The organism is Pseudomonas sp. NDM (assembly GCF_003105095.1).
Lineage (GTDB): Bacteria > Pseudomonadota > Gammaproteobacteria > Pseudomonadales > Pseudomonadaceae > Aquipseudomonas > Aquipseudomonas moraviensis_A.
Window position 1 is genome coordinate 1 of sequence record NZ_QETJ01000008.1, and the last position, 26,264, is coordinate 26,264.

Sequence of the window (26,264 nt, forward strand, 5' to 3'; positions counted from 1 at the left end):
AGGCTCGCTCCCACATTTGATACGCGTTCCCCTGTGGGAGCGAGCCTGCTCGCGAAGGCGGATTCAAATTCAATCGATAACTCCTGACGGGTTGGAAGGCCCTCCATATCCCCGCGACTCTGCACCGCGCGACTGCCAATCCAGTTCGCCCGCTGCACCGCCTCGGCAAAACTTTGATGCTCGAGAAGGGCGCTGATCATCCCCACCGCAAAGCCATCTCCGGCACCCACCGTATCGACCACGTTGGTCACCGGCACGCCAGCGACAAAACCCTGATCCAGCTGCGTGCGGTAGTAAGCGCCTTCAGGCCCGAGCTTGATCGCCACCGCTTCCGCACCTTGATCAAGATAAAACGCAGCGATGTCCGCCGGGTCGTCAAAACCGGTGAGCAAACGTCCTTCGCTCAAACCCGGCAGCACCCAATGAGCAAGGGCGGCGAGGCGGTTGATCTCGCGGATCATCTCGCCCTCGCTGGCCCAAAGGCTCGGGCGCAGGTTCGGATCGAACGACACACTGCGTCCGGCGTTGCGCATGCAGGTCATCAGTTCAACGGACATGTCCCGCGCCGAAGCCGACAGCGCCGGCGGAATGCCGGTGGCGTGCAGATGGCGGGCGCTGAGCAGGTTGTCGGTGATGGAGCGCGGCGACAGATGGCTGGCCGCGGAGCCACGGCGGAAATACTCGACTTGCGGGTCGCTGCCATCGTCATTGCGCGATTTGAACTGGAACCCGGTCGGATGGGTTTTATCGACTTCAACGTGGCTGCAATCCAGACCTTCCTTGATCAGCGTCTCGACCACAAAGCGCCCGAGTGAATCATTACCGACGCGGCTCAGCCACGCGACATTGAAACCCAGCCGCGACAAGCCGATCGCGACATTGCTGTCGGCCCCGGCAATACGTTTATGAAACTGCTCGACCTTCGCCAGATCACCGGTCTGCTCGGCAACCAGCATCGCCATGGTTTCACCGAAAGAAAGAATATCGATCTCAGACATGAGCTGGCTCCAGGCGCGATTGCCCCAGGCGGGCGAGGGCGGCGACGTGTTCGCGGGTCAGTTGCACCAGGTCATCGCCTTGCAACGGGTATTCGGCGGCGCGCATAACGCCTTGGTCCATGTGCCGCAGCAGTTGTTCCCACAGATGCAGGTCGCTGATGGCTGGCGGTACGGCGACCAGTTTGCCGTCGGCTCGGCGCGCAACGGCCTTGCAATGCACATAACCGACATGTCGCCCCAGCGCGCGGGCGGCACTGGCGGCGGACTGGTCCTGCCAATGCCAGTTGCCAATGTCGAAGGTCATTTTGATCGGCAGGTGGTGCTGTTCGACGGCGGCGAAGAAACGCTGAAACGGCTCGATGCGCCCGCCATGCAAGGTCTGGTCGTTCTCTACCAGCAATTGCACCGGGCTTTGCTGGAGTCGCTCGGCCAGTGCCTGCAAATCAGAGTTGTCGGTGAAGTAGCCGAGCGACACTTTCAGCCATTTCGACCCGAACGCCTGGGCCTGATGCAGCGCAGTAATCAATTCGGGATTCGGCTGCGCTTGCCCTGCGAGCCACAGTTCGGTGGGCGAGGAATAAATGCTTTGCAGGCCTTGCGCTTGCGTGGCCTGGGCCAGTTGCGCCGGATCCTCACGGGTCAACAGCTCTTCACGCCACTCGATGCGATTGGCCCCGGCCGCCGCGAGAATATCGATGAAGGAATCCTGGCCACGCTGGCGCACAAGGTCGGCACCGTAGCTGGACAGACTGATGGAAACGGCTGGTTTGTTCATTGTTATTGACCTCTGAAACCGGTTTCATTTTTGTTCAAAAAAATATCGGGTGTTTATGTGTTGTTCTCTCGGGTGCTATCGCGAGCAGGCTCACTGCTTTATTTGCAATGCGCTCTCCTGTAGGAGTGATCCTGCTCGCGATAGCGTCAGCTCAAACACCACAAATCCCCAGAGTAGACCCCCGCTCAATCAGCACCGGCGCAAAATCCATCACCCGCGCCACCTCGTTATCCCCGCGCAGGCGCCTGAGCAGACACTCAAACGCCCACGCACCAATCTCTTGCGTCGGCTGCGCCAGCGCAGTAATCCCGCTGCCCACCAACGGATACCAATCCAGATCATCCAGGGCGATAAGCCCCACATCCTCGAACAACCGGCAACCGATTTGGCGTAACGCCGTCGTCGCGGCTAACGCTGCCACACCATTGGCGCAAAACAGTGCTTTCGGCCCTGCATTGGTCGTGTTCATGAACTGCTGAAGTTGGCTCGCCAGACCATCACCGGTTTCAACAACTGCCCCGGTTAACCCCGAGCGCTGCGCGATCTGTGCCTGGAAACTGCTGACCCGTTCGATCCGCGAACTGGTGCCATCAAACGGTTCGGTGATTAATAAAACATCGCGATACCCTCGCTGCCCGAGGTGCGCGAGCGCCATCTCCACCGCTTGCGGGTTATTCAGCCCGACCATGTCGCTGTCGAGGCCGTCCACCTTGCGATCCACCAGCACCAGCGGCATCTCGCGGCGCAGTTCGTGCAATTCGTCACGGTGGTGGCCAAGCGTGTTCACGATCAGCCCTTCTATGTTGTACGAGCGCAACAGCGCCAGATGCTGGCGCTCCTGCTCGTCATCGCGGTCGGTGTTGCACACCACCAGGCTGTAACCGTGCGCACGGCAGGCGGTTTCCACCCCGTGCATCACGGCAATTGAATAAGGGTTACGGATATCGGCGACGAGCATGCCGATCAGGCGCGTGCGCCCGCGCTTGAGCCCACGGGCCATCTGGTTCGGGCGGTAGCCAAGTTCGCTGATGGCCTGCTCGATGCGCAGGGCGATTGCTTCGGAGAGCAGGGCGCGGTCATCACCGATGAAGCGCGATACGCTGGCCTTGGACACGCCCGCGCGTTCGGCGACATCGAGCATGGTGACGCGGCTGCGCTGGGCGGCGGAAAAGTCGTGCACGGTCTTAAACCTTGTTATTGGATTTATAGGCCCAAGGCGGAAAGATGCCCTGAAACCGGTTTCAGGAAACACCAGAAACAAATAGGGCGTCAAGTGAATGATCGTGAGATTGCCCGCTGATACCGACGGGCGGGCGCTGCCTACCCGAATAATCCGGCAGCGATGTTGATCGAAAAACCCAGAATCGCAGTGTTGAACACAAAGCCGATCAGGGACTGCGCCAGTACGATTTTGCGGATGCCCCGCGTCGCTACGCCCACATCCGACGTTTGGACCGCGACGCCGACAGTGAACGAGAAGTACAGAAAATCCCAATAATTGGGGGTGGTCAGACCCTCGGCGAAACGCAGGGCGGGCTCCTTACCGTCCCAGGTGTAAAACAGCCTGGCGTAGTGCACACAGAAAATCACCCCGATCAGCAGCCATGAACCAATTACCGTGAGTGCTGTGAACGCGTAATGGAGCAGTTTGTGGGTGCTATCCAGATCCTTGCTGCCGGCCAGTTCGAAGGTGATGGTGGCCAGACTCGCCAGCGCGGCAATGCACACCACGAACAACACCAGGCCGGCGTTTTCGTCTTCGACTTCAGCGATGCGTTTGACGTCCGGGGCCTTGGCGCTCACGGTCAGCCAGAACATCAGGATCAGGTAAGTCCATACACCGGCGTTCCAGCCGATGAGGATTTTGCTGACGATCGAATCGGCGGGGAACAGCAGGCCGGTGGCGAGTCCGAGCAGAGCGGCGGCGGAGAGGCGAGGGTGGGTGCGGGCGAGGAAGCGCATGGAGACTCACGTTGGAGAATGGTCTCTGCACCATAGCGTACGCAACCCTGATTTTGTAGGAGCTGCCGATGGCTCGGGCCGCGATCGGACGATCTTTTGGTTTTAGCTTTTCAAAATCAAAAGATCGCAGCCTCGTTGCACTCGACAGCTCCTACATTTGGATCAGTGGGGTTTGGTGAATCGTTGTACGAGTTTCATCACTACGACGAAGAATACGGGTACGAAGATCACCGCCAGCGTCGCAGTAATCATCCCGCCGATCACGCCAGTGCCGATCGCCTGCTGGCTGGCCGAACTGGCACCCGTGGCAATCGCCAACGGCACCACGCCAAGAATGAACGCCAGCGACGTCATCACGATCGGTCGCAGACGCAGACGCGCTGCCTGCAACGTCGCATCGATCAGGTCATGACCTTCGTCATACAGGCTCTTGGCGAACTCGATGATCAGGATCGCGTTCTTCGCCGACAGACCGATGATCGTGATCAAACCAACTTTGAAGAACACATCATTAGGCATCCCACGCAACGTCACAGCCAACACCGCACCGAGAACACCCAGCGGCACGACCAGCAACACCGAGGTTGGAATCGACCAGCTCTCATACAGCGCCGCCAGACACAGGAACACCACCAGCAACGACAACCCGAGCAGGATCGGCGCCTGATTGCCGGACAAGCGTTCCTGCAACGACAGGCCGGTCCATTCCTGGCCCAGACCTTTCGGCCCTTGCGCCACCAGCCGTTCGATTTCCGCCATGGCCTCACCGGTACTGTGCCCCGCTGACGGTTCGCCGGAAATAGCAATGGCCGGGTAACCGTTGTAGCGGGTCAGCTGCGCCGGGCCTTGAATCCAGTTGGCCTGGACGAACGCCGACAGCGGCACCATGCTCCCGGCGTTGTTGCGCACGTGCATTTTCAGCAAATCATCCACCTGACTGCGCTGATCACCTTCAGCTTGCACCACCACCCGCTGCATGCGGCCCTGATTGGGGAAATCGTTGATGTAGCTGGACCCCACTGCGGTGGATAACACGTTACCAATGTCGGCAAACGAAACGCCCAGGGCATTCGCCTGTTTACGGTCGACGATCAGCTGCACTTGCGGCGCTTCCGCCAGTGCGCTTTCCCGGACGTTCATCAATAACGGACTTTTCTCGGCCGCGGCGAGCAGTTCCGTACGCGCCTGCATCAACGTCGCATGCCCGAGCCCACCACGATCCTGCAAGCGGAACTCGAAACCGCTGGACGTGCCGAGCCCATCCACCGGCGGCGGCAGTACTGAGAACGCCATGGCGTCCTTGATCTGGCTGAGGGCAGCGTTCGCGCGGTCAGCGATCGAACTGGCGGCATCGTCACTGCCGCGTTCCGACCAATCCTTGAGGGTCGAAAACGCCAGCGCTGCGTTCTGTCCGCTACCGGAGAAGCTGAAACCGAGAATCACCACACTGTCACTGATCCCCGGCTCACCCGCGTTGTGCGCTTCGAGCTGTTCGGCCACTTGCACCGTGCGGTTCTTCGTCGCCCCCGGTGGCAGTTGGATATCGGTAATGGTGTAGCCCTGATCCTCGGTCGGCAGAAAAGAGGAGGGCAGGCGCGCAAAACATATCCCGAGCCCGATCAGCAGGACGACGTAGATCAACAGGTAGCGACCGGTGCGCTTCAGCGCATAGCCGACCCAGCCCTGATAGCGATCGGTCAATTGCTCGAAACGACGATTGAACCAGCCAAAGAAGCCCGATTTCTCGTGATGTTCGCCCTTGGCAACAGGCTTGAGCAAGGTCGCGCACAACGCCGGCGTCAGCGTCAGGGCGAGGAACGCCGAGAACAGGATCGAGGTGGCCATCGATAGCGAGAACTGCTGGTAGATGACCCCGACCGACCCTTGCATGAACGCCATCGGAATAAACACTGCGACCAACACCAGAGTAATGCCGATGATCGCCCCGGTGATCTGCGTCATGGCCTTGCGCGTGGCTTCCTTGGGTGACAAGCCCTCGGTGGCCATGATCCGTTCGACGTTTTCCACCACGACGATGGCATCGTCGACCAGAATGCCGATGGCCAGCACCATACCGAACATGGTCAGCACGTTGATCGAGAACCCCAGCGCCAGCATGGTCGCGAACGTGCCCATCAGCGCCACCGGCACCACCAGCGTCGGGATCAGCGTGTAGCGCACGTTCTGCAGGAACAGGAACATCACCGCAAACACCAGCAGCATCGCTTCGCCGAGGGTATAGATCACTTTGGTGATCGAGACCTTGACGAAGGGCGAAGTATCGTAAGGAATCTTGTATTCCACGCCGACCGGGAAGTAGCGCGCCAGCTCGTCCATCTTCGCCCGCACCAGCGTCGCGGTGTTCAGCGCGTTGGCACCTGGTGACAGTTGCACGCCGACGGCGGTGGACGGTTTACCGTTCAGGCGTGTGCCGAACTGGTATTCCTGACTGCCGATCTCCACCCGCGCGACGTCACCGATGCGCACCGTGGAGCCATCGCGATTGGCCTTGAGCACGATGTCGGCGAATTCCTGGGGTGTCGACAATTGCCCTTTGACCAGAATCGTCGCGGTGATTTCCTGCGTTGAAGGTGACGGCAGATCACCGATGCTGCCGGCGGACACCTGGGCATTCTGCGCCACGATGGCTGCGTTGACGTCTGCCGGTGTCAGATTGAACGCGATCAGCTTCTGCGGATCGATCCAGATGCGCATGGCCCGTTCGGCGCCGTACAGCTGGGCCTTGCCGACACCGTCCAGACGCTTGATCTCATTCATCACGTTGCGCGCCAGGTAATCGCTGAGCGCGACGTCATCGAGCTTACCGTCGCTGGAGGTCAGGGTGATCAGCAACAGAAAACCGGAAGAAACCTTCTCCACCTGCAGACCTTGCTGGTTGACCGCTTGCGGTAGACGCGACTCGACAACCTTCAGACGGTTTTGCACGTCGACCTGCGCCAGCTCGGGGTTGGTGCCCGGCTGAAAGGTTGCCTTGATCGTCGCACTGCCAAGGCTGCTCTGCGATTCGAAATAGAGCAGGTGATCGGCACCGTTAAGCTCTTCCTCGATCAGGCTGACCACGCTTTCATCGACGGTTTGCGCCGAGGCGCCTGGGTAGACGGCGTAGATTTCGATCTGCGGCGGCGCGACGTCGGGGTATTGCGCCACCGGCAACTGTGGGATGGCCAGCGCACCGGCCAACAGGATGAACAACGCGACCACCCAGGCGAATACCGGGCGGTCGATAAAGAACTGCGGCATAGAAAAGCGTCCTGCTTACTGACCAGGGGTCTGGGCAAGTGGAAGAGGGGTTTCGTCGATCTGTACTTTTTCCCCGGGACGGGCGTGTTGCAGGCCTTCGATGACAATACGGTCGCCGGGCTTGAGGCCGCCGGTGACGATCCAGCGATTGTTCTGCACCGCACCCAGTTGCACCGGTTGCTCGGCAACGCGCATCTGTTCGTCGACGGTCAGCACTTGGGCAATGCCGGCGCTGTCACGCTGCACCGCGCGTTGCGGCACGGTGATGCCGTTCTGGATGGTCGCCTGTTCAAGGCGTACCCGGATGAAGCTGCCCGGCAGCAGGTCGAGATCGGGGTTGGGGAATTCGCTGCGCAGGATGATCTGACCAGTGCCCGGATCGACTGTGATGTCGCTGAATAACAGTTTGCCGGGCAGCGGGTACAGGCTGCCGTCATCTTGAATCAGTGTGGCCTTGACCTGATCCTGACCGACTTCCTGCAACTGCCCGGAACGGAATGCGCGACGCAGTTCGTTGAGCTCGCGGGTCGACTGGGTCAGGTCGGCGTGGATCGGGTTGAGTTGCTGAATCAGCGCCAGCGGCGTGGTTTCGTTCTGCCCGACCAGCGCACCTTCGGTGACCAGCGCGCGGCCGATACGCCCGGAAATCGGCGCGGTGACAGTGGCGTAGCCGAGGTTCAGTTTCGCCCGTTCAAGCGCTGCCTTGCTGGCCGCGACATCAGCTGCCGTTTGCCGGGCAGCGGCGCGGGCGTTGTCGTAGTCCTGACCGCTGATGGCCTTGTCTTCGATCAATTGCCCGTAGCGTTGTTCTTGCAATCTGGCCTGAAAGGCATTGGCCTCGGCTTTGCGCAGTGCGGCTTCGGCACTGTCGAGATCGGCCTTGAACGGCGCCGGGTCGATGCGGAACAGCACATCACCCTTTTTCACGTCGCTGCCTTCGCGATAAGTGCGCTGCAACACCACGCCGGCCACTCGCGCACGCACTTCGGCAATCCGTGGCGCGGCGATGCGCCCGCTCAATTCGCTGCTGATCGATAGTGGCTGGGTTTTGATGGTCTCGATGCGTACCGTGGCTGGTGGCGCTTGCTCTTCGGCATTCGAGGACGAATCACAAGCGCTCAGCGTCAGCGCCAATGCGATCAGGCCGAGCCCGGCCAGCAGTTTTCCAGACATGTACAACCCCCAATATTGAAGGCCGCATCCTACGGCCAGACGGGGAGGTTAGCGGTGAAGCTTTGTAGTTGCTGTGTGAAATTGTGTAAGGGTTTTGCTCAGTGGCGGTTGAGGGCGTATATCCTGCAGGCCTTGAAATTTATTGCGACAGTTCGATCGCTTTCGCACATTTCAATGTGCGAGCGAATGAGCCCTGACTGTCGCCCCAGCATTTTTCTGGAACACCCCATGCCCAACATCCTCCTGGTCGAAGACGACACCGCCCTCGCCGAACTGATTTCCAGCTACCTGGAACGCAACGGTTATTCCGTCAGCGTCATTGGCCGTGGCGACCATGTGCGCGAGCGGGCGCGGATCAGTCCGCCGGATCTGGTGATCCTCGACCTCATGCTGCCGGGCCTCGATGGCCTGCAAGTCTGCCGTTTGTTGCGCGCCGATTCGGCGACGCTGCCAATCCTCATGCTCACGGCCCGCGATGACAGTCATGATCAGGTGCTGGGCCTGGAGATGGGCGCTGACGACTACGTGACCAAACCCTGCGAGCCCCGGGTGCTGCTGGCGCGGGTGCGTACGTTGCTGCGACGCAGCAGCCTCGGCGAACCGCTGGCGGTCAATGACCGGATCATAATGGGCAATCTGTGCATTGACCTGTCCGAACGCACCGTGACCTGGCGCGATCAAGCGGTCGAACTGTCCAGCGGCGAATACAATTTGCTGGTGGTGCTGGCGCGGCACGCCGGCGAAGTGCTGAGTCGCGATCAGATTCTGCAGCGACTGCGCGGTATCGAATTCAACGGCACCGACCGCTCGGTGGACGTGGCAATTTCCAAGCTGCGGCGCAAATTCGATGATCACGCCGGCGAGGCGCGCAAGATCAAGACCGTGTGGGGCAAGGGCTATCTGTTCAGCCGCTCGGAATGGGAATGCTGAACTGATGTTTCGCATCCTGTTTCGCCTGTATCTGGTGACGATCGTCTCCTATAGCGCGGCGATCTATCTGGTGCCGGATCTGGTGGTGATGGTTTTTCGGGATCGCTTCGTCACCTACAACCTGGAGTTCTCCCGAGGCCTGCAATCACTGATCACCCGTCAGTTTCATGCCGCGCCGCAAGAACAGTGGCCGGCGATTGCTGCGTCGATGGACAAGGAGTTCCAGCCTTTGCACATCGTCCTGACGCCAATCGACGACCCGGTATTCACGCCCATTGAGCAGGAACGATTACACCGTGGTGAAAACGTTGTGCGTATCGGCGACTGGGGCTGGCGGACGCTGGCGGTCACTCCGCTGAATGCGGACATGGCCGTGCGCATGGTCGTGCCGCCGGATCCGGTCGACGTTGACCTGTTGTACTGGAGCATCAACGTGCTGATCGGCGCGATGTTGCTCGGCTGCCTGCTGCTTTGGCTGCGCCCGCACTGGCGCGATCTGGAACGCTTGAAAGGCACCGCTGAGCGCTTCGGCAAAGGCCATTTGAGCGAACGGACCAAAATCGCGCCCAGTTCGAACATCGGCAGTCTCGCCAACGTGTTCGACACCATGGCCGGTGATATCGAAAACCTGCTCAACCAGCAACGCGACCTGCTCAACGCTGTTTCCCACGAACTGCGTACGCCGCTGACGCGTCTGGATTTCGGCCTGGCGCTGGCGCTCTCCGAAGACTTGCCGGCCGCCAGCCGCGAGCGCTTGCAGAGCCTGGTCGCGCATATTCGTGAGCTGGATGAACTGGTGCTGGAATTGCTTTCCTACAGCCGCTTGCAGAACCCCGCGCAATCGCCCGAGCGTATCGAGGTTTCGCTGGACGAGTTCATCGACAGCATTCTCGGGAGCGTCGATGAAGAGCTGGAGTCGCCGGAGATCGTTATTGATGTGTTGCTGCACGGTCAGTTGGAGCGTTTTTCGCTCGATCCACGCCTGACCGCGCGGGCGATCCAGAACCTGCTGCGCAACGCCATGCGCTATTGCGGGAAGCGCATCCAGATTGGCGTGCAGGTGAATGCCGAGGGCTGCGAGATCTGGGTCGATGACGACGGCATCGGGATTCCCGACGACGAGCGAGAGCGGATATTCGAGCCGTTCTATCGACTCGACCGCAGCCGTGATCGCGCCACCGGTGGTTTTGGTCTGGGCCTGGCGATCAGCCGCCGGGCACTGGAAGCGCAGGGGGGCGTGTTGACCGTGGAGCCCTCGCCGTTGGGCGGCGCACGGTTCCGGTTGTGGTTGCCCACCAACGCCTGAGATTCATGTCTCTGAGTAGTGACCCGGGGGAGCTGGCTTGCTCGCGAAGGCGTCGGGTCAGTCAGCGCATATTCAGCTGATATACCGTCATCGCGAGCAGGCTCGCTTCACAGTGGGATTGTGTTTTCCGACCAATGGAAACGTTTTGCACCGGTTTCATAGGGGTACCTGTCAGGTTTGACAGTAGGCAACCGCAGCCGATGGGTGTCTCATGCGCAGGACATGCCTCTTCGCCACCCATCGCATCGGATCCCGATTGGAAAAGGATGACCACCATGAACGTCAAGACCCTCGAAAAACCACGAATCCCTGGCATGAGTCAGCCAGTCCTCGGACCGGAAAATGCAGACGCCGGGCTGCCTCTGGCACTCACTTATCTGTACCCCGAGGGGGTGAAGGTGTTCATCGAACCCGCCACTACCGCGCAGGACGATGACACCTATGTCGTGCGCTTGAACGGAGAGCGGGTTGCTGACAAAACCATCGCCATCGGCGAGACGACTCAACAGGTAATCGTTTATGTGGCTGCGGATAAATGGAAGAGTCCGCTGAACGTTCTCGAGTACGGGTTGGAGCGAGGAGGCATGGAGCTCGAAACTTCGGCGCCTTTGACGGTCATTTATCACGACAAGCGTCCGGGTAACGTGGACCGTTTTCCTGAGGAGGCAGGCCATTCCGAATTGGTGCTTGAAGTGGATCAGGATGCAGTGGATGAAGGTATCGACGCTGAGCGCGCGCTTGCAGGTGTAAGCGCCAGGGTGGCCTACCCGTTGATGAGAGCGTTCGACACCATCGTGTTGTATTGCAATGGTAAAACCTTGCGCCACCCGGTCAGTGAGGAAGAGGCGAATCGACAGCAGCCCATCCAGATGATCATCGATGAGGCAACCTTCGACGAGGCGGGTGACAGTCCGCGCTTCGAAGTGCGTTTCACGGTACTTGATCGCGTGGGCAACAGTCCGGATGTCAACAGTCCTGCCTCGGCCAGCCAGTACCTTTATGTCAATCGGAAGGGCAATTGGTATGACCCGCCGATCCTCAGCGAGAAGCCCGATGATCCTGACGATGACGTCAGGATCATCGACCTGAACAAGCTGGCTGGTGGACCAGCGATTGCACAAATCTATGTATCGCGCAGTTGGCTCAGAGACGATGAAATCCGTTTGACGGGGCGCTTCTACGCTGAGGACGGAGTGTTACTGGACCATTTGACGCTGAGCGAAAAAGTGAAGAATGCGCCGTTTTCCTACTCGATCCCTGTGCCTTACGCAGCGTTTGCCGCCGCCGCGAAGGGCCATGCAGTGTTTACCTATAGGCGCGTCAGCCAAGGGGCCGAGCTCGATCGGTCCTACGCCCTGAAAGCCAGCATCACTGGCGAACCCGCTGTGACACTTCCGCCACCTGCATTGGTGGGCTCCGGTTACCTGATCGACCCTCTGGATGTGCCCAACGGCGTGACAGCCCGAGTCGAGTATCTGGAGGATCAACCGGGTGACGAAGCGCGATTGTTGATCCAGGGCGCAGCCGGGCCCGTCTCGCCGGTCTTTGCTCCAACCGCATTCAACAAGAATCACCGGGCCAACTTTCTGATCGAGTCTCCAGTGCTGGCGGCCAGTCATGGCAAGACAATCCAGCTGTCATGGGAGCTGCTGCGTGGTGCGGCCCCTCAACCCTCCATGCACCGTGACGTGGTGCTCAAGCGGATCGAGGATCGGGATCGACGGCTGCCGACACCCGATATTCCTCAGGCCCGCAACGGGATACTTGATCTGGCTGATTTTAGCGGTGGTGCGCAGGCGCAATGTGCGGTGTGGCCATCGATGGCGGTGGGGCAGTTGCGTTGGTTCCGCTTGTACGGCACCGGTATCAACGGTGACGATCACCCGATTGTCATCGCCAAGGCTGCTCCAGTGACAGCGCCGGAGAAAGACAGTGGGCTGGATAATGCGCTGCCTCGCAGCGAACTTCTGAAGCTCAAGCCAGGTACGCCCCTGCGCATGGAATTGAAAGTTGCCTATGACGGGCTCGATGATGAAACCACGGCGGTGGTGTTCAATGCGCCGACATTTACCGTGCTGAATTCTCCAGCGACGCTAATGGAAGATTTCACCGGGGTACCGAATCAGACGGCACGGCAGGGCGCAATCATGGAAACGCCCACTATGCAGATCACGTTCAAATCCGGTGACGGCGAATGCGCGATCATGCCGCGTTCCGACATCGGCGAATCCTTTCCCGGCCAAATCGAAGGTCAGGTACTGAGCATCGGTCGCGACGCGTTTGGCCAGGCTGCGCAAGTCGTAGAAATAAAGCTGAAAAATACCTGCTCGCGAATCAGCTTCTTTCATTTAAGCGTGAACTATGAGGACAGCACCGTGGCTTACTTCGCCAGCAACGGGACGCTCCTGGGGCGTCGGACGTTAGGCATGTCGTACGGCAAACCGGTCAATGTTGCCTTTGATGCACCGGGGATCGCACGCCTGGAGTTCCACATGCCGACGCCGGACTGGTTTTCCCTCGATACTTTCAAAGTGGATGCCTGATTCCCTCAGGGCACTAACCGATGAACCGCGATTTCAATAGCGGTGCCATCTGCTAGGCGATAGGCATAAATAGTACGGTCGGCGTCCGGCAGCAGGCTGCTGGTTTGCAGCACGCATTTCTGCGTTTTGCTGTCCCAGACCTGGCCTTTCGGGCATTCGGGTTTCTGGACGGGGTCTTTTTCGTCACCACTGGCCACGACCAATTGGCTGGACATCGCCGCGACCAGCAGCAACGGGGCGGCGAACATAACGGGACGGATATTCATGGAAGGCTCCACAGAAGGTTGTGTTTCACTTTGAACACCCACAGGGTGAATTTTTATTCATTGCTTTATCAGTGACTGTTCAAGTTCAGCGTAAATTCAAGCGCTATGCTCGGAAGCGTCTGCCGTTGATCCGATGTTTTGCCTGAAGGAGCATTGTCATGAACGATCAGGTCCATCACTCAGCCGCTGCCGGCTACAAAAGCGCTGCCGACACCTACGTCAAAGGACGGCCGGACTATCCGCCGCAGGTCAGTCAATGGTTGACCGCGATGCTGGGCCTGGATGGGCATAAAACCGTGATTGATCTGGGTGCCGGAACCGGCAAGTTCACTGGCCGGCTGCTGGCGACCGGCGCGCAAGTCATCGCCGTCGAACCGGTGGCACAGATGCTGGAAAAACTGTCTGACGCATGGCCCCAGGTCTTGGCGGTGAGCGGCACCGCAACCGACCTGCCGTTGCCGGATGCTTCAGTGGATGTGGTGATCTGCGCACAAGCGTTTCACTGGTTCGCCAGCACCGAGGCGCTGACAGAAATCGCGCGGGTGCTCAAGCCCGGTGGCAAGTTGGGGCTGATCTGGAACCTGCGTGACACTGAAGTCAGTTGGGTGCCGAAACTGGATGCCATCGTCAACGCGCTGGAAGGTGACACGCCGCGCTATTACACCGGCGTCTGGCGCGAAGCGTTTCCGCACCCTGCATTCGCGCCCTTGCAGGTTGAACGGTTTCACCATGGTCATACCGGATCGCCGGAAGACGTGATCTTCAACCGTGTGCGTTCCACCAGTTTCATCGCCGCGCTGCCGGAGGCGCAGCGGGCGCAGGTTGATGAGCAGATTCGTGCGTTGATTGCCGCAGAACCAGAATTGCGCGGCAGGGACACGGTGACAGTGCCTTATGAAACCGCCGCGTTCGTCGCCGTAAAAAAGGCTGAATCCCATGACATTCCATTGTAGGAGTGAGCCTGTTCGCGATAACGGAGCGTCAGTCACCTCATCTTTGGCTGACACTCCGCCATCGCGAGCAGGCTCACTCCTACAGGGTTTTCAGGTGTTCATAGTATCTGGCTGCACTTTTCCACTGCCTTGCGCCGCTCGCGAACCCCACGCACCACCAGATACAACAACGGCCCGATCGACACGAAAACCGCGGTCAGCAACAAATACGGCAGTACCGACCAAACCGACTGCCCACGCGACCGCGCGTCCTTGACCATCCAGATGCCCGCCATTGTCGCCAGCAGGTACAGATCAATCACCACCTGCGCGGTATCGGGCCGCGACATCAGGCTGATGCCGAAGTCGATCAACGACTGTTCGGCTTTAAGCATCACAGAAACGGTGTAACCGGTAAAAGCGAGCAAAGCCGTGAGGGGCAGGGCGATAGACATCATGCAATCCTTCCTTGGTGTGATGAGAGAGTCGCCAAACTAACGCCGCTGCCAGGAATTGGCCATTGACTTGCCAGCACCGCGCAGGCTAATTTCCAGCCCATGACTTTCCCCGTATCGCGCTGCCAGCCAATGATTATTACCGCCATTCCTCATTTGGCGGGCTAGCTCACGACTGCAGCACCCAACCCGCCCTTGAGGCGGGTTTTTACTTTCTGTCTCCGGGGTTCTGAAAAATGTCAGGAGACGACCATGCCGCACAGCCCCGACCAGCAAGCCCTGCTCGAGCACTACGTGAAAAAGATCCTCGCCGCGCCGGTGTACGACATTGCGGTGCGCACGCCGTTGCAGCCAGCTCCGGCGTTGTCGGAAGCGCTGGGCAATCGGGTCCTGCTCAAGCGCGAAGATCTGCAACCGACGTTTTCTTTCAAGATCCGTGGTGCTTACAACAAACTCGTGCAACTGAGCGATGAGCAGAGAGCGCGGGGAGTGATCACCGCATCGGCGGGTAATCATGCCCAAGGTGTAGCGCTGGCGGCGCGGGAGTTGGGCATCGCTGCGACGATCGTCATGCCGTCTACCACTCCTGAGCTCAAAGTACTCGGCGTGCGCAGTCGCGGTGCCGACGCATTGCTGCGCGGCGAGAGTTTCCCCTTTGCATTGGCTCATGCGCTGCAATTGGCCGAACAGACCGGATGCACCTTTGTTTCACCCTTCGATGACCCAGATGTGATCGCCGGACAGGGCACCGTGGCAATGGAAATCCTGCGCCAGCATCAAGGCGCGCTGGATGCGATTTTTGTCCCGGTCGGCGGCGGAGGCTTGGTCGCAGGCATCGCGGCGTACGTCAAATACCTGCGTCCGGAAGTACGGATCGTTGGCGTTGAGTCCGAGCATTCGGCCTGCCTGCAAGCCGCTTTGAGGGCGGACGAGCGGGTGGTTTTACCGAGCGTCGGTACCTTCGCCGATGGCGTGGCGGTGGCGCAGATCGGTGCATATGGCTTCGAGATCTGCCGTTTTTGTGTAGATGAGGTAATCACGGTCAGCAATGACGAGCTCTGCGCGGCGATCAAGAACATTTACGACGACACTCGCTCGATCACCGAGCCATCCGGTGCCCTGGCTGTTGCGGGGATCAAACAGTACGTGGCGCGCAGTGGCGCCAGTGGCCAGACCTTCGTCGCCATCGATTCAGGGGCCAATATCAACTTTGACAGCCTGCGCCATGTCGCCGAGCGCGCCGCTGCTTGCAGCGTGCCGGCGTGATGGTGCCCAGCGGTTAATCCTGCAGAGCGGTGCCGACTTTGTCCGACGCCGACCAGATGCGATAGCGCACTTCTACGTCCGAGGGCGCGTACACCACGACTGGCAACTTGCTGTTGTAGCGCAACATGAAGCCGTCACCGACCACCGGAACGAAAGCGCGCTTTTTCTGGCTCCCGGGCGGGCAGGCCATCAGCGTGCTCATCGGGCCAATGACTTTTTCCAGACGGTAGAACGGATAGCCCCAGCCTTGCAGATTCTTTTCATCGAGCACACCGCCCAGACGCTGGCGGTTGCAGTCCACTTCGAGGGTTTTGCCGGCGAGAATTTCAACCTGAAAATTCTCTTCCTGCTCTTGCTTGGGCAGATGGATGACCTGTCGGGTGAACCCGGCTTCGGCTTTGGGATAAGGCGCGACGTCTTCGAGCTTGGCGGCATGGGCAAGCGTGGACAGGCTGGCTATGAGCAGGCCAGCGGTCGCGCAAATACGTAAGGAATTCATGGAAGCCTCCGTGCGGGTTGAATTGGAACGGAAGACATTCTTGCCGCCATGGTCTTCGAAAGCAAATTCACCCGGGATTGCATATTGCAGGAGATGGGTGGTCGATTCATGCATTTTGCAAATAGCAAAATGCTGGCGACGCTTCCAAGTGCTTGATTTCGCAAGAGGCGAAACGAGCCGACCAAAGGCACGTTTTATGCGTTATTCAAGTGCGGCGCACCGGATTTGGGCGCCTACACTCCAATAGGCATTTCGCAGTACCACCACTTGCCGCATCAGGGAAGCAGCGGGGGCACACCCGTGAAGGCGCAGCAAAGGGTCAGCGTGAATACTTGATTGGCAATCGCACAGAAAGGAGAGGGTTCGCCATGTTTTTATCTGCCTTGGAATTACGCAATATCATTGAAAGCAGCTTCCTGCCGAAACGCTGCCAGTGCACGCTCACACCAGACTTGTCGATGTCCGTTAAAGTATTTGGCGATCATCGAACAGACCAGGCCGAGCTTTACGTCAGTGGCATCGATGCCAGCGGCCTGAATAGCTGCCGTGAAATCAATAACCTGGTTGCAGGCCTGCGTGCCGATCTCGCACAGCAAACCGCGACCCATCAAACCAGCGCTCGTTCTCGAGCCGTTTAACCCACCGTTTCACCCAGTTCGACCGTCACGCGCCGGGCCTGCACAAACCAAGGCCCAGCGCGAATTCGACCAGCACCGCGAGCAAAATCCCGGGGCCGGCGTGGCCATTGAGCCACTCGCCAAAACCCAACGCCGCCAGACCGAAACAGCCGACAATGAAACCAATTAGTCTTCAACGGCTAAGTTTGTCAGGAAAGAAAGAGAGAGGGGGGTGCGACGCAGCCCATTCCTGAGAAAATTTTTTGGCTGCTTCAATCTGTTCAGCAGTCATTTTGGCGGCGATTCGAGGCAGCGTGTATTCAACGTTTTCCTTCATGCCACCACCCCCGTCCAGTTCTGACAACCAGTATATAAGCGCATAGCCTTTTATAAGGTCGAGGGGATATCCGTATGTATTAGGCTCATGTGCTAAGTCAGCACCGTATCCGAAAACAGTAGTTGCATACCCTGTTAACGCCGCCTGTTCATTCCAGTGGCGAAAACCCTCTATATCGCCGCGCTCATACAATATTGCAGCGTATTCCATCATCGACTTAGGGTAGCCGCCTTCAGCAGACAGCTTAAACCACTTTTCAACTGCTTCGCTTCGTTTCCAAGGCATGAGAAAACCATCACCTTGTTTGAGGGAGACCGCCATCCAGTATTGCGCAAATGCATTTCCCGCAGAGGCGGATTTTTCTAACCACGTATCATCTAGCGTGATTTCATACATTATGCACATTGCCTCCGCATCACCAGCCTCGGCTTTTTCTTGAGCTATTTTTTTTGCCTGATTTAACCATTCTACTGGTTGCTTTTGAGAAGGAGGGCAATCGTTGGATATCTCACACATATCATGCTCAATGCGACCCAATTGGATCATGGCATAAAGATCGTTCTGGCCTGCTGACGCCTCATACCATTTTCTGGCCTCCTCGTTCATGTAATGATTTTTCTTACGAAGAGCTTCTCCTAAATAATATTGAGCTTCATGGTCTCCCGCTTCTGCTGCTGTTGTTAAAAACGGGATTGCAGAAGTGGCTTTGTATTGGTTGTATAAAATCAGTCCCGTTTTTTTTGCTGAGCTTTGCTCAGTTGTTAATTCGGCGCTTGCATAGCAGTTGAGCGTGAAAAGCATCAATAGAGTAAAAGCTGTTCTGATTAACATGGGTGTCCGAGCCGGATGATTATTTTGGAGGGCCAACATAGGTAGCTTTGCCGGATGGTATATAGGTGCGCCCGTAATATTGGCTCCGTTGGCAAAAGATGTCCCGCTTTTCGCCTAGTAATTTGACGTGGGATGAATATCGACTTCGCATGACATCACCATCACGCTGCTCCAAGCGAAGGACTGCTTCGCTCATGAAGTTGTCAAGTGCCAGGCGGCTTTCACAATATTTTTGATCAGCGTTCGCTGGTTTTAAACCGAATTTGTTCATGCACATGCAAATTTCTTCGAATTGGCTCTGTGCCTGGTCAAGAGATTTTTGCTTTTGGGCATTATTCACGATCCAGCCCAATATTTTTTCAACTGCTCTTTGTTGAATCAGATGAGCCTCATCAGCGTTGTATTTTCGTTCTTTTTTATCCGATGTATTTGAGGTAGATGATGCTTTAACAGTAAAATCGTCTGGTGGACTGATCAATGTCAAGAGAAGAGGACCAAGCGCTCCCGGGATTGCGTTGACACACCACTCCTCGATTTCTGCTTGTTGCTCATAAAACATAATCGTGTCTGCTATCAATCCACCTTTTCCCGTGGAGGTTAAACTTTCATAAAGGCTCATCACTGCATCCACCCCCATGAGATAAATCATACCGACATCGAAGCCGGAGATAGCAAGCGAGTTCATCTTTGATAAGTAAGCGTACGTCTCATCCTCAATGACAAAAATCGGGTTCTGATTGTTTTTATACAGCTCTCTGCGGAACATGTTCAGCAGCTCGGTGACGGCATCGTAGCCGACTTCGAACTTGAAGGAGCCACCGACGCCTGGGCCCGCGATCAACGCTGCCTTGAGCACCAGAATCAGACGGCCCTCGTGCAGGGAAATACTCGCTTCAGCCCTCGCTCCGAGACCGGCAGCGGCGTTGAGTTCCACAGTCAAACGCGCAAGGCTGAACCATTCGCTGGCTTTCATTCCAGCAGCTTTTCCGGAAACGGGCGCTTTGGTTAGCAAGGCTACTTCGGAGGGTGGAGCCCAGTTTAGTGCTCCGGTAATCATGATCCCGGTTTGCAGACCTGCGAACAGATTGAACGCTGCCTTTGCGCCATCCTGTATTTGAAGCGTTTCTGGTACTTTTTTAATTTGGCCGCTTTTTTCAGTTCTTGCGTAGCTGCGCTTGTCAGGGTTGCGCACAACCGGTTCCGGAGGCGCTAAATGGAACCCAGCGTTGCTGACATCCAATGCAATTTCTGAAGAAAGCAACAACGATGCTCCGGCATAGCCCCAAGCCTTCGCACCTAAATAGAGCGAAAAGCGTCCAAGGTTCATCTTTTGTTGTATGTTTTCTGCATTTCGGTAGGTGATGACGATCTCTTTCGCGCTGGCACGATCTGGCAAGTCGACTTTAAAAAGTTCGACCTCACCTCTGGCAAGATCAACGGCAAAAGTAGCCTTGGCCGAGGCTTGGAACCCTTCTGCCAATGTCCAGTCCGGCCCCTCTACTTTTGTCGACGAATGCAGGGTCTCCGTGGTGGAGGGCATCAGACAACGAACCAACTGGGCTTGCGGTGTGATGTCGAAGATGCGAAAGGTCTTGCGTACGTTGTCCTTGAACAATACTTGCTGCAATCGATCCCCCCATTCTTTACGGGTACCAGCGTTCTCCAGCGCAGTGACCTTGTACTTTTTGTTTTCAAGGTAGGCGTTGAATTTTTCGATCTCGAACCACCCTTCGGCTGAGAACCAATCGCTTTCCTGATCCTTGATTCTTAACGCACCTTCGCCTTTCAGCCACTGGCCAAACAAGCTCAGTTCAGTGTCCGTCGTTGCTTTTCCATCGCTATTGCCCGGACGCTTCGCCAGATCTTTGACCTTGGCGCCAACTTTCTTCCAGTCATCCTTAACGGTCTGTTTGAGTCGTGGCAGCGAGTACATGCTGAGATAGGTCAGCGGTTTTTTCAGGCTGTCGGCCATGCTCATCTCGGCCAGCGGGAAGCCGTTTTTGATCAAGCGCTCTTCAGGTCTAGCCTGAAATTGCTCTGGCTCCCACAACAGATGACGGCGAACAGTTGCCGATTCCACATTGCTCTCAGCCTGAAGGCGTAGTGTTTCTTTCGAAGCCTGCAAACGGTCCCAGTCGGCACGTTCATTAGTGACCAGGTTGGTGGGCGCCTTGGCTTGTCGGCCACTTGCCTCGATCCATCCTTTGTACTTGGCGCTGAGGCGTTCATTGGTCTCTTTTTGCTCTTTCTCGAGCGCCATATACTGTTTGAACAGGTCGACTCCACTTTCGACTGATCCGCCCTCAGGAATCAGCGCGAACTCCGGCAATGCGATTCCATATTGTGCAACGTCGGTGATGGCGTCCAGATAAGCGCTGTAAGTCGCTTTCCTTTCCTTGCGTTTGATTTCCTGGTCGCGCACATAGGTGCAGAGCATCAACTGATTGTTAGTGCCGCACATCGCGATCTCGTCGATTCGCTTTTTATCTTGAGCGAGCATCGGCGCGAGCTCTGCCGAGGTTAACGTGGTGAGATCCTTGTCCACTAACAGCGCTTCTCGCGCTTTCAAATACTTTTGAACGGCTTCACGGGCCGCGATGGCTTTGGGCGCATAAAGGTTGCCGCTTTCGTACGCGTAGCCTTTTTCCTTAGCGGCGGCGATGGCCATGCGCCTGAGCTTTTGCCATTCGCTATGCATGCCGCGTACGCGGGTTGCAGCATCCCGGGCGGACATGAAATGGTTTCTTTTAAGCTGATCTTGCTCAAGAGCGGTAAGCGGAGTGGAAGAATTTTCTGGCGCTGTGGTTTTTAAGTTCTGCTGAGCCTCTAGAAGTGCTGCATCCAGATTGCTGATACTCGGATGTTGAGCTTCGATTTCTAGCATCCGAGCTTTCTCGTCACCCTCAAGAAAGTTTGCCAGCTTAGGCTCCAGGAAATACTCAAGAAGTCCCGACTCGTATAGCCCTTTTTTTCGTTCTTCGGGAGATTTGCTTGAGCTGACCTTCTGTTCCAAGTCACTGGAAGCTTCTTTCAGGGCGGAGTTTGTCCGCTCTGGTAGTAACCAGAAGGATTCATTTTCCGTATCGTAAATTGCACTGCCATAAATGGTGGAGCAGGGCGTTTTCACTTTGTCGTGATCGCCTGGTGTGTCTTCCGGCGCTTCGGGCTGTTCACCAATATCCCGAGGCGGTTTTACACAAGTTTCATCGGCAACTACCGGTTTTGCAGGTACCGACTCGGTGTTAGGTGCTGCGCTGGTATTTTGTTCCATTTCGCTTCCATTCATTCTTAACGGACGGGTTCATCAAGCAACGCTGGTGGTGAGTTGCTGCAGCTGCTGTACTTTGATGAACGACTCTTCCCTGGATTGCAGGATGGCCATTGCCTGTGGCTGTGTTTCCAGCAGCGGGCCGTTGGTGATTGGCCCCAGTTTCAGCAAGTGACGGCCTTCGTAAATATTGTGGGCGACCAGCACATTGAGGTTTGCCACAAGGTTGGGCAGATGCTCATCGCTCGGCTCGCCGTAATCTGCGTGATGTTCATCTGCCCAATAAACCCAACCCAAATGCTCTTGAACCTTTGCCGCTGGTGGCGGCAGGCTGAACACCGAAGTATCGCCCAGCCATTCGACTTCCGAGACGGCGCGCCAACTGAGCCATGGACCTTTATTGCGCCCAAAATGAACCGGCGCTGGGCTGTATACGTGCTGCCAGGGGCCGAATAGCTGATGGGAGTTGTCGCCAGCGGTATAGGCCAGCGCGGCCCACAGGCTTGGCTTGTGGTAGCTCAGCAGGCTCTGTCCGCCTGAACCATCATTGGCGCGCAGGAGCCAGCGCGCGTGGGCCAGCGCTTTGTCAGGATCAGCTGTGGAAAGGGCAATGCCGGAGAAGTTTTCCTCGCACAGTTTTGCTGCCTCGGCCGCGAGGCGACTGCCCCACGGTGCGGTCACCCAGAGCGGCCCATCCGCGGCAATCTCAGCGAAGGCGGTTTTGAGGAACAGGCTCTGTGCATCTACCACGGGTTCACCGACACGATAAAGACGGCTCATCGCGTCAGGCTGTCGAACCGGGTCAATAATGAAACACAGCGTCAATTCAGAACTGTCTCTCGGTAGATCAACGAACCCATGGCGTGGGGCCTCAAGAAGGGCGCTGAGCGCTTTTACATGCATGTGCAATCCTTACGGCTGCAGGCGCCGTTGCTTTGCTTGCCGCACAACGGCGTTATCCCGGACTCGTTCAGACGTTTAGGCAGCGGGGCAGGGACTGTCCCCGCCTTATCCGCATCCACAACCTTCATCGGCCCCGGCAACAACGGCGCCGCCGGCGTGCCCACCCCAGGCGAGCCGCCAGTATTGACCTTCACCTCAGCACCGCTGATGGTCACTCCACCCGCATCAACTTTCACAAAACTCCCGCCAGCCTTGGCGGTAAGTTCCATGGCGCCTTCGACCACGACTCTCTGGCCGGCGTAATAATGGATTTCGTTGCCGGCCTCCACAAACTGCCCAGTCCCAACCTTCACATGCTGCGTCACACCGACCGTCAGGTGATCATCCGCGCGCATCTCACTGATGCGATCCAGATGGGTAATCCGGTGCTCTTCAACCTTGAATTCGCTCAACACATTAGCTTCAACGGTGTCATGCCGTTCGTTGCCGACGCGGATTTTCTGGTCGTGTTCGATGTTTTCGTCCCAGTCGCGCTGGGCGTGGATGTAGATCTGTTCGGCGCCTTTCTTGTCTTCGATGCGGAATTCGTTATAGCCCTTGCCGCCCGGGGAGCTGAGGGTTTTGAAGGTGCTGCGGGTCTTGTTGGCGGGCAGGTCGTAGGGGACGACGTTTTCCTTGTGGTACAGGCAGCCGGTGACGAGGGGCTGGTCGGGGTCGCCTTCGAGGAAGGTGACGAGGACTTCCATGCCGATGCGCGGGATGGCGATGCCGCCGTAGGCTGCGCCGGCCCAGCCGCTGGCGACGCGCATCCAGCAGGTGGTTTTGTCGTCGGACTGGCCGTCGCGGTCCCAGTGGAATTGCACTTTGATGCGGCCGTACTGGTCGCAGTGGATTTCTTCACCGGGCGGACCGGTGACGACGGCGGTCTGGCTGCCGAGGACTTTCGGTTTCGGGTGTTCGAGGGCAGGGCGGTAGTGCGCGTCCCACGGGGTGGCAAGGAAGCGGTTGCGGTAGCCCTGGTGGAAATCGCTTTTGTTGTCGGTGACGTCGCTGGTGACGTTTTCGCCGAGCACTTGCGGTTGTTTGCCTTCGTGGAAGACTTCCAGCAGCAGCCACAGGTCGTTCCACTCGGCCCGCGGGTGTTCGGCGAGGGTGAGGAAATGGCCGCTGGTGAGGGTCGGTTCGTCACCTTTGCCTTCGGCGAGTTTGTAGTCGCTGCGATGGCGCTCCAGGGCGCGGGTCGAGAGGAACTTGCCGCGCTCGCGAGTCGTGAAGCGGCCGGGGTAATCGTAGTCTTCCAGATCCGGGGCGAATTCGGATTTGACCGCGCCTTCCGGCAGCAACTTGGGTTTTTCGAAATCGTAGTCGCGGCGGGTGACGCGGGTGGTGCGGGTTTCCAGGCGCAGGTTAAAGCGCTTGATCACCGGCTTCTCGGCGGCCATGCCGGAGTCCTGCTGGTAGCTGACCGGTTTCAGTTTGCGGAATACGGTCTGATCGTCGCCGAACACCAGTTTGTGGCCGCTGCTGCTGTGCTGGAAGTGGAAGTGAATGCCTTCCTCTTCGCACAGACGCTGGATGAAATGCAGGTCGGACTCGTCGTATTGCACGCAATAATCGCGTTCCGGGTACTCGGCGCCAAGCTGGAAGCTATAGGCGTCGGAGAGAATGCCGCGATCTTCCAGCACCTGAGCGATGATTTTCGGCACCGTCAGTTGCTGGAAGATCTGCTGATCATGGTTGTGCTGCAGATAGGCCAATTGTGGCATCAGGCTGATGCTGTAGCGGGTCAGGGTCTTGCCGGAGTCGCCCTGCTCGATGCGATAGACCTGGCCGTGAATCTTGCCTTCGCCGGTGGCGCCGAACGTCAGGCAGGCGCGCTTGTGCAGCAGCTCTTCGAGCTTCAGATCGGGGCGGGCGCTGACCAGTTCGAGGTCGAAACGGAACGGTTCGTTGAGGGCTTCGCGACCGGTGAAGCTGAGGACTTGCAGGTCGGCGTTGGCGTCTTCGATCGAGAGGGTGATGTGGGTTGCGTTGGCGTCCAGCATGCCTTGAATTCCGTCCGTTGAATAAGCAGGTGATGGATGTTGCAGGATTAGACGGCCTCATTCAAGGCGCAAATGGCGTAGGCGTGAGGCCTCAGTGCCATAGGGAAAACCCTTAGGAGGGCGGTTTCGGCCAGTGAAGCCGGGCAGTGAATGGATTTTTAGTGTCTGATCGGGCGCTATCGCGAGCAGGCTCACTCCTGCATTGGATGGGTGGCGGGCATGATTACCGCGTCCACCGAAGATCTCTTGTAGGAGTGAGCCTGCTCGCGATGAGGCGTTCGGATCACTCTACAACCAATGCCAGAACCGGCTCCAGAACCCGCGATTGAGGTCTTCCTTGCACCCGGCATATTGCTGCGCGTACAGATCCGAGCGGTTCTGCACCTTGCGTGCGGTCGGCAGTAGCCACGCTTTGCTCGCGTAGGTCTTGTTGCGAAAGCCGCCCCAGCCTTCGTGGTAGTTCAGGTACTGGTTGTAGGCGTCGTATTTGTACACGCCGTTGATCGAGGTGGTCTTGTCCATGTACCAGCCGACGAAGTCGATGGCGTCGTCGAAGTCTTCGCGGTCGGCCCAGTTGCGACCGGTGCTTTTCTGGTAGTCGGCCCAGACTTCGTCCTTGGCTTGCGCGTAGCCGGACGCGGTCGAGACGCGGCCCCAAGGAATCACCCAGAGCAGGTATTTGCGAGGCGTCTTGGCGTCGTAGCGATAGCCGGACTCTTGGTACATGATCGCGAAGGGCACCTGGATCGGCACGCCCCAGCGTTTCTGCGTGACTTGCGCGGCGTCGTACCAGTCGCTTTTCTCGCGGAAGATTGCGCAGATGTCTTCCGGCGAGCGGGGCGGCGAGGTGCCGCAACCGCTCAGCAGGGTGGCCAGGGTCAGGAGGGCGAAGATGTGCCTGCGATTCAAAAGCTGTTTTCCGTCGTGCGCAAAAAGGCCGACAGTCTACGCGCTCAGCTCAATTGATGACGATAGGGCAGATCCGGACCGGTTTTGCTACACGTCAGCGCGGCGGCTTGCACGGCGAACCTGAGCATGCCGTCAATTTGCTCGCGACTGAGCTGCTGCACGCCTGCGACCGAGTCCAGCGAGTGCTCGGTCAGCCAAGTGATCAGCGCTGCCTGGAAGGTATCACCGGCGCCGACGGTATCGGCAATCGTTACCGGGTTGGCCGGCACCGACCATGAGCCGTGGGCGCGACTGAACACGGTCGCGCCGTCGCCGCCGCGCGTCAGGAAGACGATCTGGCAGCGATGTTCGAGCCAGCCTTCAATCACCTGCTGCGGATCCTGCTCGGGATAAAGCAGGCTCAGGTCTTCGTCGCTGACTTTGATCAGATCGGCCAGTCGCACCAGCGTGGCGATGCGCTCGCGCCATAGATCGATGTTCGGCTCGGGATTGAGGCGCACATTGGGATCGAGGCTGATCAGGCGTTTGCCGCTTTCACGCTGGACCAGTCTCAGCAGCGTGTCGCCAATCGGCTGCACCACCAGCGAAAACGAGCCAATGTGCAGGCCGCGAACCTCGTCGCTGAGTGCCGGCAGATGCGCCTCGCTCAACTGCCGGTCGGCACAACCCTCGCCACGGAAGCTGTAATGCGGCGAACCGTTGGCGCCCACGGCGACCATTGCCAGGGTGGTCGGCGCGGCGAAATCCACCAGATAGTCCGGGCGCACGCCTTCGTCCTGCAGCACTTGCTGCAGTCGGCGGCCGAGGTAGTCAGTGGACAGGCCGCCGAACAACGCCGAGTCCACGCCCAAACGCCGCAAACCCACGGCAACGTTGAACGGCGAGCCGCCGGCAATCGCTTTGAAATTGACTTTGGAGGCCAGACCGCTGGCATCGTTTTCGCTGAAGAAATCAAACAGGGCTTCGCCACACACCAGGTACATAGTTG

At 58.0% G+C, this 26,264-nt stretch carries 19 protein-coding genes and 2 pseudogenes; 6 read left to right on the plus strand and 15 right to left on the minus strand.

The genetic code is table 11. The annotated features are described in order from the left end of the window. From DCO47_RS03635 to DCO47_RS03660, 6 genes are all read right to left on the minus strand, one after another. Nucleotides 1-998: sugar kinase (locus tag DCO47_RS03635; RefSeq protein WP_133247388.1), on the minus strand; the 998-nt coding region annotated here is incomplete at its 3' end. After that, nucleotides 991-1,773, minus strand: coding sequence for a sugar phosphate isomerase/epimerase (locus DCO47_RS03640; protein WP_065616265.1), 783 nt, complete (start codon nucleotides 1,771-1,773; stop codon nucleotides 991-993). The genes DCO47_RS03640 and DCO47_RS03635, both read right to left, overlap by 8 nt. Before the next feature lie 151 nt (nucleotides 1,774-1,924). After that, nucleotides 1,925-2,953, minus strand: coding sequence for a LacI family DNA-binding transcriptional regulator (locus DCO47_RS03645; protein WP_116657469.1), 1,029 nt, complete (start codon nucleotides 2,951-2,953; stop codon nucleotides 1,925-1,927). A gap of 140 nt (nucleotides 2,954-3,093) precedes the next feature. Further along, nucleotides 3,094-3,735, minus strand: coding sequence for a DUF1345 domain-containing protein (locus DCO47_RS03650; RefSeq protein ID WP_064362718.1), 642 nt, complete (start codon nucleotides 3,733-3,735; stop codon nucleotides 3,094-3,096). Nucleotides 3,736-3,897: 162 nt separating this feature from the next. Beyond that, nucleotides 3,898-6,996, minus strand: coding sequence for an efflux RND transporter permease subunit (locus DCO47_RS03655; RefSeq protein WP_042606874.1), 3,099 nt, complete (start codon nucleotides 6,994-6,996; stop codon nucleotides 3,898-3,900). 15 nt (nucleotides 6,997-7,011) lie between these two features. Next, a complete protein-coding gene (locus DCO47_RS03660; RefSeq protein WP_116657470.1) occupies nucleotides 7,012-8,169 on the minus strand; it encodes an efflux RND transporter periplasmic adaptor subunit in 1,158 nt (385 codons plus the stop codon). Between the two features lie 228 nt (nucleotides 8,170-8,397). On the opposite strand from DCO47_RS03660, the gene DCO47_RS03665 reads away from it, so the two are divergent. The 3 genes from DCO47_RS03665 (at nucleotide 8,398) to DCO47_RS03675 (ending at nucleotide 12,948) form a co-directional block, all read left to right on the plus strand. Continuing rightward, a complete protein-coding gene (locus tag DCO47_RS03665) occupies nucleotides 8,398-9,099 on the plus strand; it encodes a response regulator transcription factor (protein ID WP_116657471.1) in 702 nt (233 codons plus the stop codon). 4 nt (nucleotides 9,100-9,103) lie between these two features. After that, a complete protein-coding gene (locus tag DCO47_RS03670) occupies nucleotides 9,104-10,405 on the plus strand; it encodes an ATP-binding protein (protein ID WP_116657472.1) in 1,302 nt (433 codons plus the stop codon). Nucleotides 10,406-10,680: 275 nt separating this feature from the next. Further along, nucleotides 10,681-12,948 carry a hypothetical protein gene (locus DCO47_RS03675; RefSeq protein ID WP_116657473.1) on the plus strand — a complete coding sequence of 756 codons (2,268 nt, stop codon included), beginning with the start codon at nucleotides 10,681-10,683 and terminating at the stop codon, nucleotides 12,946-12,948. Nucleotides 12,949-12,998: 50 nt separating this feature from the next. Here DCO47_RS03675 and DCO47_RS03680 read toward each other — a convergent pair. Next, a pseudogene (locus DCO47_RS03680) lies at nucleotides 12,999-13,214 on the minus strand (hypothetical protein); the annotation flags it as partial. A 158-nt stretch (nucleotides 13,215-13,372) separates the two neighbouring features. Here DCO47_RS03680 and DCO47_RS03685 point away from each other — a divergent pair. Then, nucleotides 13,373-14,167, plus strand: a complete 795-nt coding sequence (locus DCO47_RS03685) for a class I SAM-dependent methyltransferase (RefSeq protein WP_116657474.1) — start codon at nucleotides 13,373-13,375, stop codon at nucleotides 14,165-14,167. Between the two features lie 98 nt (nucleotides 14,168-14,265). On the opposite strand, the gene DCO47_RS03690 is transcribed toward DCO47_RS03685, so the two are convergent. Next, nucleotides 14,266-14,604 carry a DUF2834 domain-containing protein gene (locus DCO47_RS03690; RefSeq protein WP_116657475.1) on the minus strand — a complete coding sequence of 113 codons (339 nt, stop codon included), beginning with the start codon at nucleotides 14,602-14,604 and terminating at the stop codon, nucleotides 14,266-14,268. A 249-nt stretch (nucleotides 14,605-14,853) separates the two neighbouring features. Here DCO47_RS03690 and ilvA point away from each other — a divergent pair. Next, a pseudogene (gene ilvA, locus DCO47_RS03695) lies at nucleotides 14,854-15,843 on the plus strand (threonine ammonia-lyase, biosynthetic); the annotation flags it as partial. Between the two features lie 37 nt (nucleotides 15,844-15,880). On the opposite strand, the gene eco reads toward ilvA, so the two are convergent. Further along, complete coding sequence (gene eco / locus DCO47_RS03700; protein WP_116657506.1) at nucleotides 15,881-16,366, minus strand: serine protease inhibitor ecotin; 486 nt, start codon at nucleotides 16,364-16,366, stop codon at nucleotides 15,881-15,883. A gap of 368 nt (nucleotides 16,367-16,734) precedes the next feature. On the opposite strand from eco, the gene DCO47_RS03705 reads away from it, so the two are divergent. Further along, complete coding sequence (locus DCO47_RS03705; RefSeq protein WP_116657477.1) at nucleotides 16,735-17,004, plus strand: DUF1652 domain-containing protein; 270 nt, start codon at nucleotides 16,735-16,737, stop codon at nucleotides 17,002-17,004. A 172-nt stretch (nucleotides 17,005-17,176) separates the two neighbouring features. Here the strand turns inward: DCO47_RS03705 and DCO47_RS03710 are convergent, their stop codons facing one another. The 6 genes from DCO47_RS03710 to DCO47_RS03735 all read right to left on the minus strand — a co-directional run bounded on the left by DCO47_RS03710 (nucleotide 17,177) and on the right by DCO47_RS03735 (nucleotide 26,259). After that, the gene (locus DCO47_RS03710) at nucleotides 17,177-18,151 is read right to left on the minus strand and encodes a tetratricopeptide repeat protein (RefSeq protein ID WP_116657478.1); all 975 of its coding nucleotides are present in this window, start codon (nucleotides 18,149-18,151) and stop codon (nucleotides 17,177-17,179) included. A 19-nt stretch (nucleotides 18,152-18,170) separates the two neighbouring features. Beyond that, nucleotides 18,171-21,422, minus strand: coding sequence for a hypothetical protein (locus tag DCO47_RS03715; protein WP_116657479.1), 3,252 nt, complete (start codon nucleotides 21,420-21,422; stop codon nucleotides 18,171-18,173). Nucleotides 21,423-21,455: 33 nt separating this feature from the next. Continuing rightward, nucleotides 21,456-22,322, minus strand: coding sequence for a DUF4123 domain-containing protein (locus tag DCO47_RS03720; RefSeq protein WP_116657480.1), 867 nt, complete (start codon nucleotides 22,320-22,322; stop codon nucleotides 21,456-21,458). Further along, nucleotides 22,313-24,367: a type VI secretion system tip protein VgrG gene (locus DCO47_RS03725; protein WP_116657481.1), complete on the minus strand. Its 2,055-nt coding sequence runs from the start codon at nucleotides 24,365-24,367 to the stop codon at nucleotides 22,313-22,315. Before DCO47_RS03725 ends, DCO47_RS03720 begins: the two co-directional genes overlap by 10 nt. 288 nt (nucleotides 24,368-24,655) lie before the next feature. Beyond that, nucleotides 24,656-25,276 (minus strand): lipoprotein, encoded by a 621-nt coding sequence (locus tag DCO47_RS03730; RefSeq protein WP_042606888.1) that lies wholly within the window; start codon nucleotides 25,274-25,276, stop codon nucleotides 24,656-24,658. A 44-nt stretch (nucleotides 25,277-25,320) separates the two neighbouring features. Beyond that, nucleotides 25,321-26,259, minus strand: a complete 939-nt coding sequence (locus tag DCO47_RS03735; protein ID WP_116657482.1) for a carbohydrate kinase — start codon at nucleotides 26,257-26,259, stop codon at nucleotides 25,321-25,323. Nucleotides 26,260-26,264: the final 5 nt, after the last annotated feature.

Bases quoted from the DNA above. Each gene is read 5' to 3' on its own strand.
- DCO47_RS03640 (WP_065616265.1), bottom strand. From the start codon at position 1,773: ATGAACAAACCAGCCGTTTCCATCAGTCTGTCCAGCTACGGTGCCGAC.
- DCO47_RS03650 (WP_064362718.1), bottom strand. From the start codon at position 3,735: ATGCGCTTCCTCGCCCGCACCCACCCTCGCCTCTCCGCCGCCGCTCTG.
- DCO47_RS03655 (WP_042606874.1), bottom strand. From the start codon at position 6,996: ATGCCGCAGTTCTTTATCGACCGCCCGGTATTCGCCTGGGTGGTCGCG.
- DCO47_RS03660 (WP_116657470.1), bottom strand. From the start codon at position 8,169: ATGTCTGGAAAACTGCTGGCCGGGCTCGGCCTGATCGCATTGGCGCTG.
- DCO47_RS03665 (WP_116657471.1), top strand. From the start codon at position 8,398: ATGCCCAACATCCTCCTGGTCGAAGACGACACCGCCCTCGCCGAACTG.
- DCO47_RS03670 (WP_116657472.1), top strand. From the start codon at position 9,104: ATGTTTCGCATCCTGTTTCGCCTGTATCTGGTGACGATCGTCTCCTAT.
- DCO47_RS03675 (WP_116657473.1), top strand. From the start codon at position 10,681: ATGAACGTCAAGACCCTCGAAAAACCACGAATCCCTGGCATGAGTCAG.
- DCO47_RS03685 (WP_116657474.1), top strand. From the start codon at position 13,373: ATGAACGATCAGGTCCATCACTCAGCCGCTGCCGGCTACAAAAGCGCT.
- DCO47_RS03690 (WP_116657475.1), bottom strand. From the start codon at position 14,604: ATGATGTCTATCGCCCTGCCCCTCACGGCTTTGCTCGCTTTTACCGGT.
- eco (WP_116657506.1), bottom strand. From the start codon at position 16,366: ATGAATTCCTTACGTATTTGCGCGACCGCTGGCCTGCTCATAGCCAGC.
- DCO47_RS03705 (WP_116657477.1), top strand. From the start codon at position 16,735: ATGTTTTTATCTGCCTTGGAATTACGCAATATCATTGAAAGCAGCTTC.
- DCO47_RS03710 (WP_116657478.1), bottom strand. From the start codon at position 18,151: ATGTTAATCAGAACAGCTTTTACTCTATTGATGCTTTTCACGCTCAAC.
- DCO47_RS03715 (WP_116657479.1), bottom strand. From the start codon at position 21,422: ATGGAACAAAATACCAGCGCAGCACCTAACACCGAGTCGGTACCTGCA.
- DCO47_RS03720 (WP_116657480.1), bottom strand. From the start codon at position 22,322: ATGCATGTAAAAGCGCTCAGCGCCCTTCTTGAGGCCCCACGCCATGGG.
- DCO47_RS03725 (WP_116657481.1), bottom strand. From the start codon at position 24,367: ATGCTGGACGCCAACGCAACCCACATCACCCTCTCGATCGAAGACGCC.
- DCO47_RS03735 (WP_116657482.1), bottom strand. From the start codon at position 26,259: ATGTACCTGGTGTGTGGCGAAGCCCTGTTTGATTTCTTCAGCGAAAAC.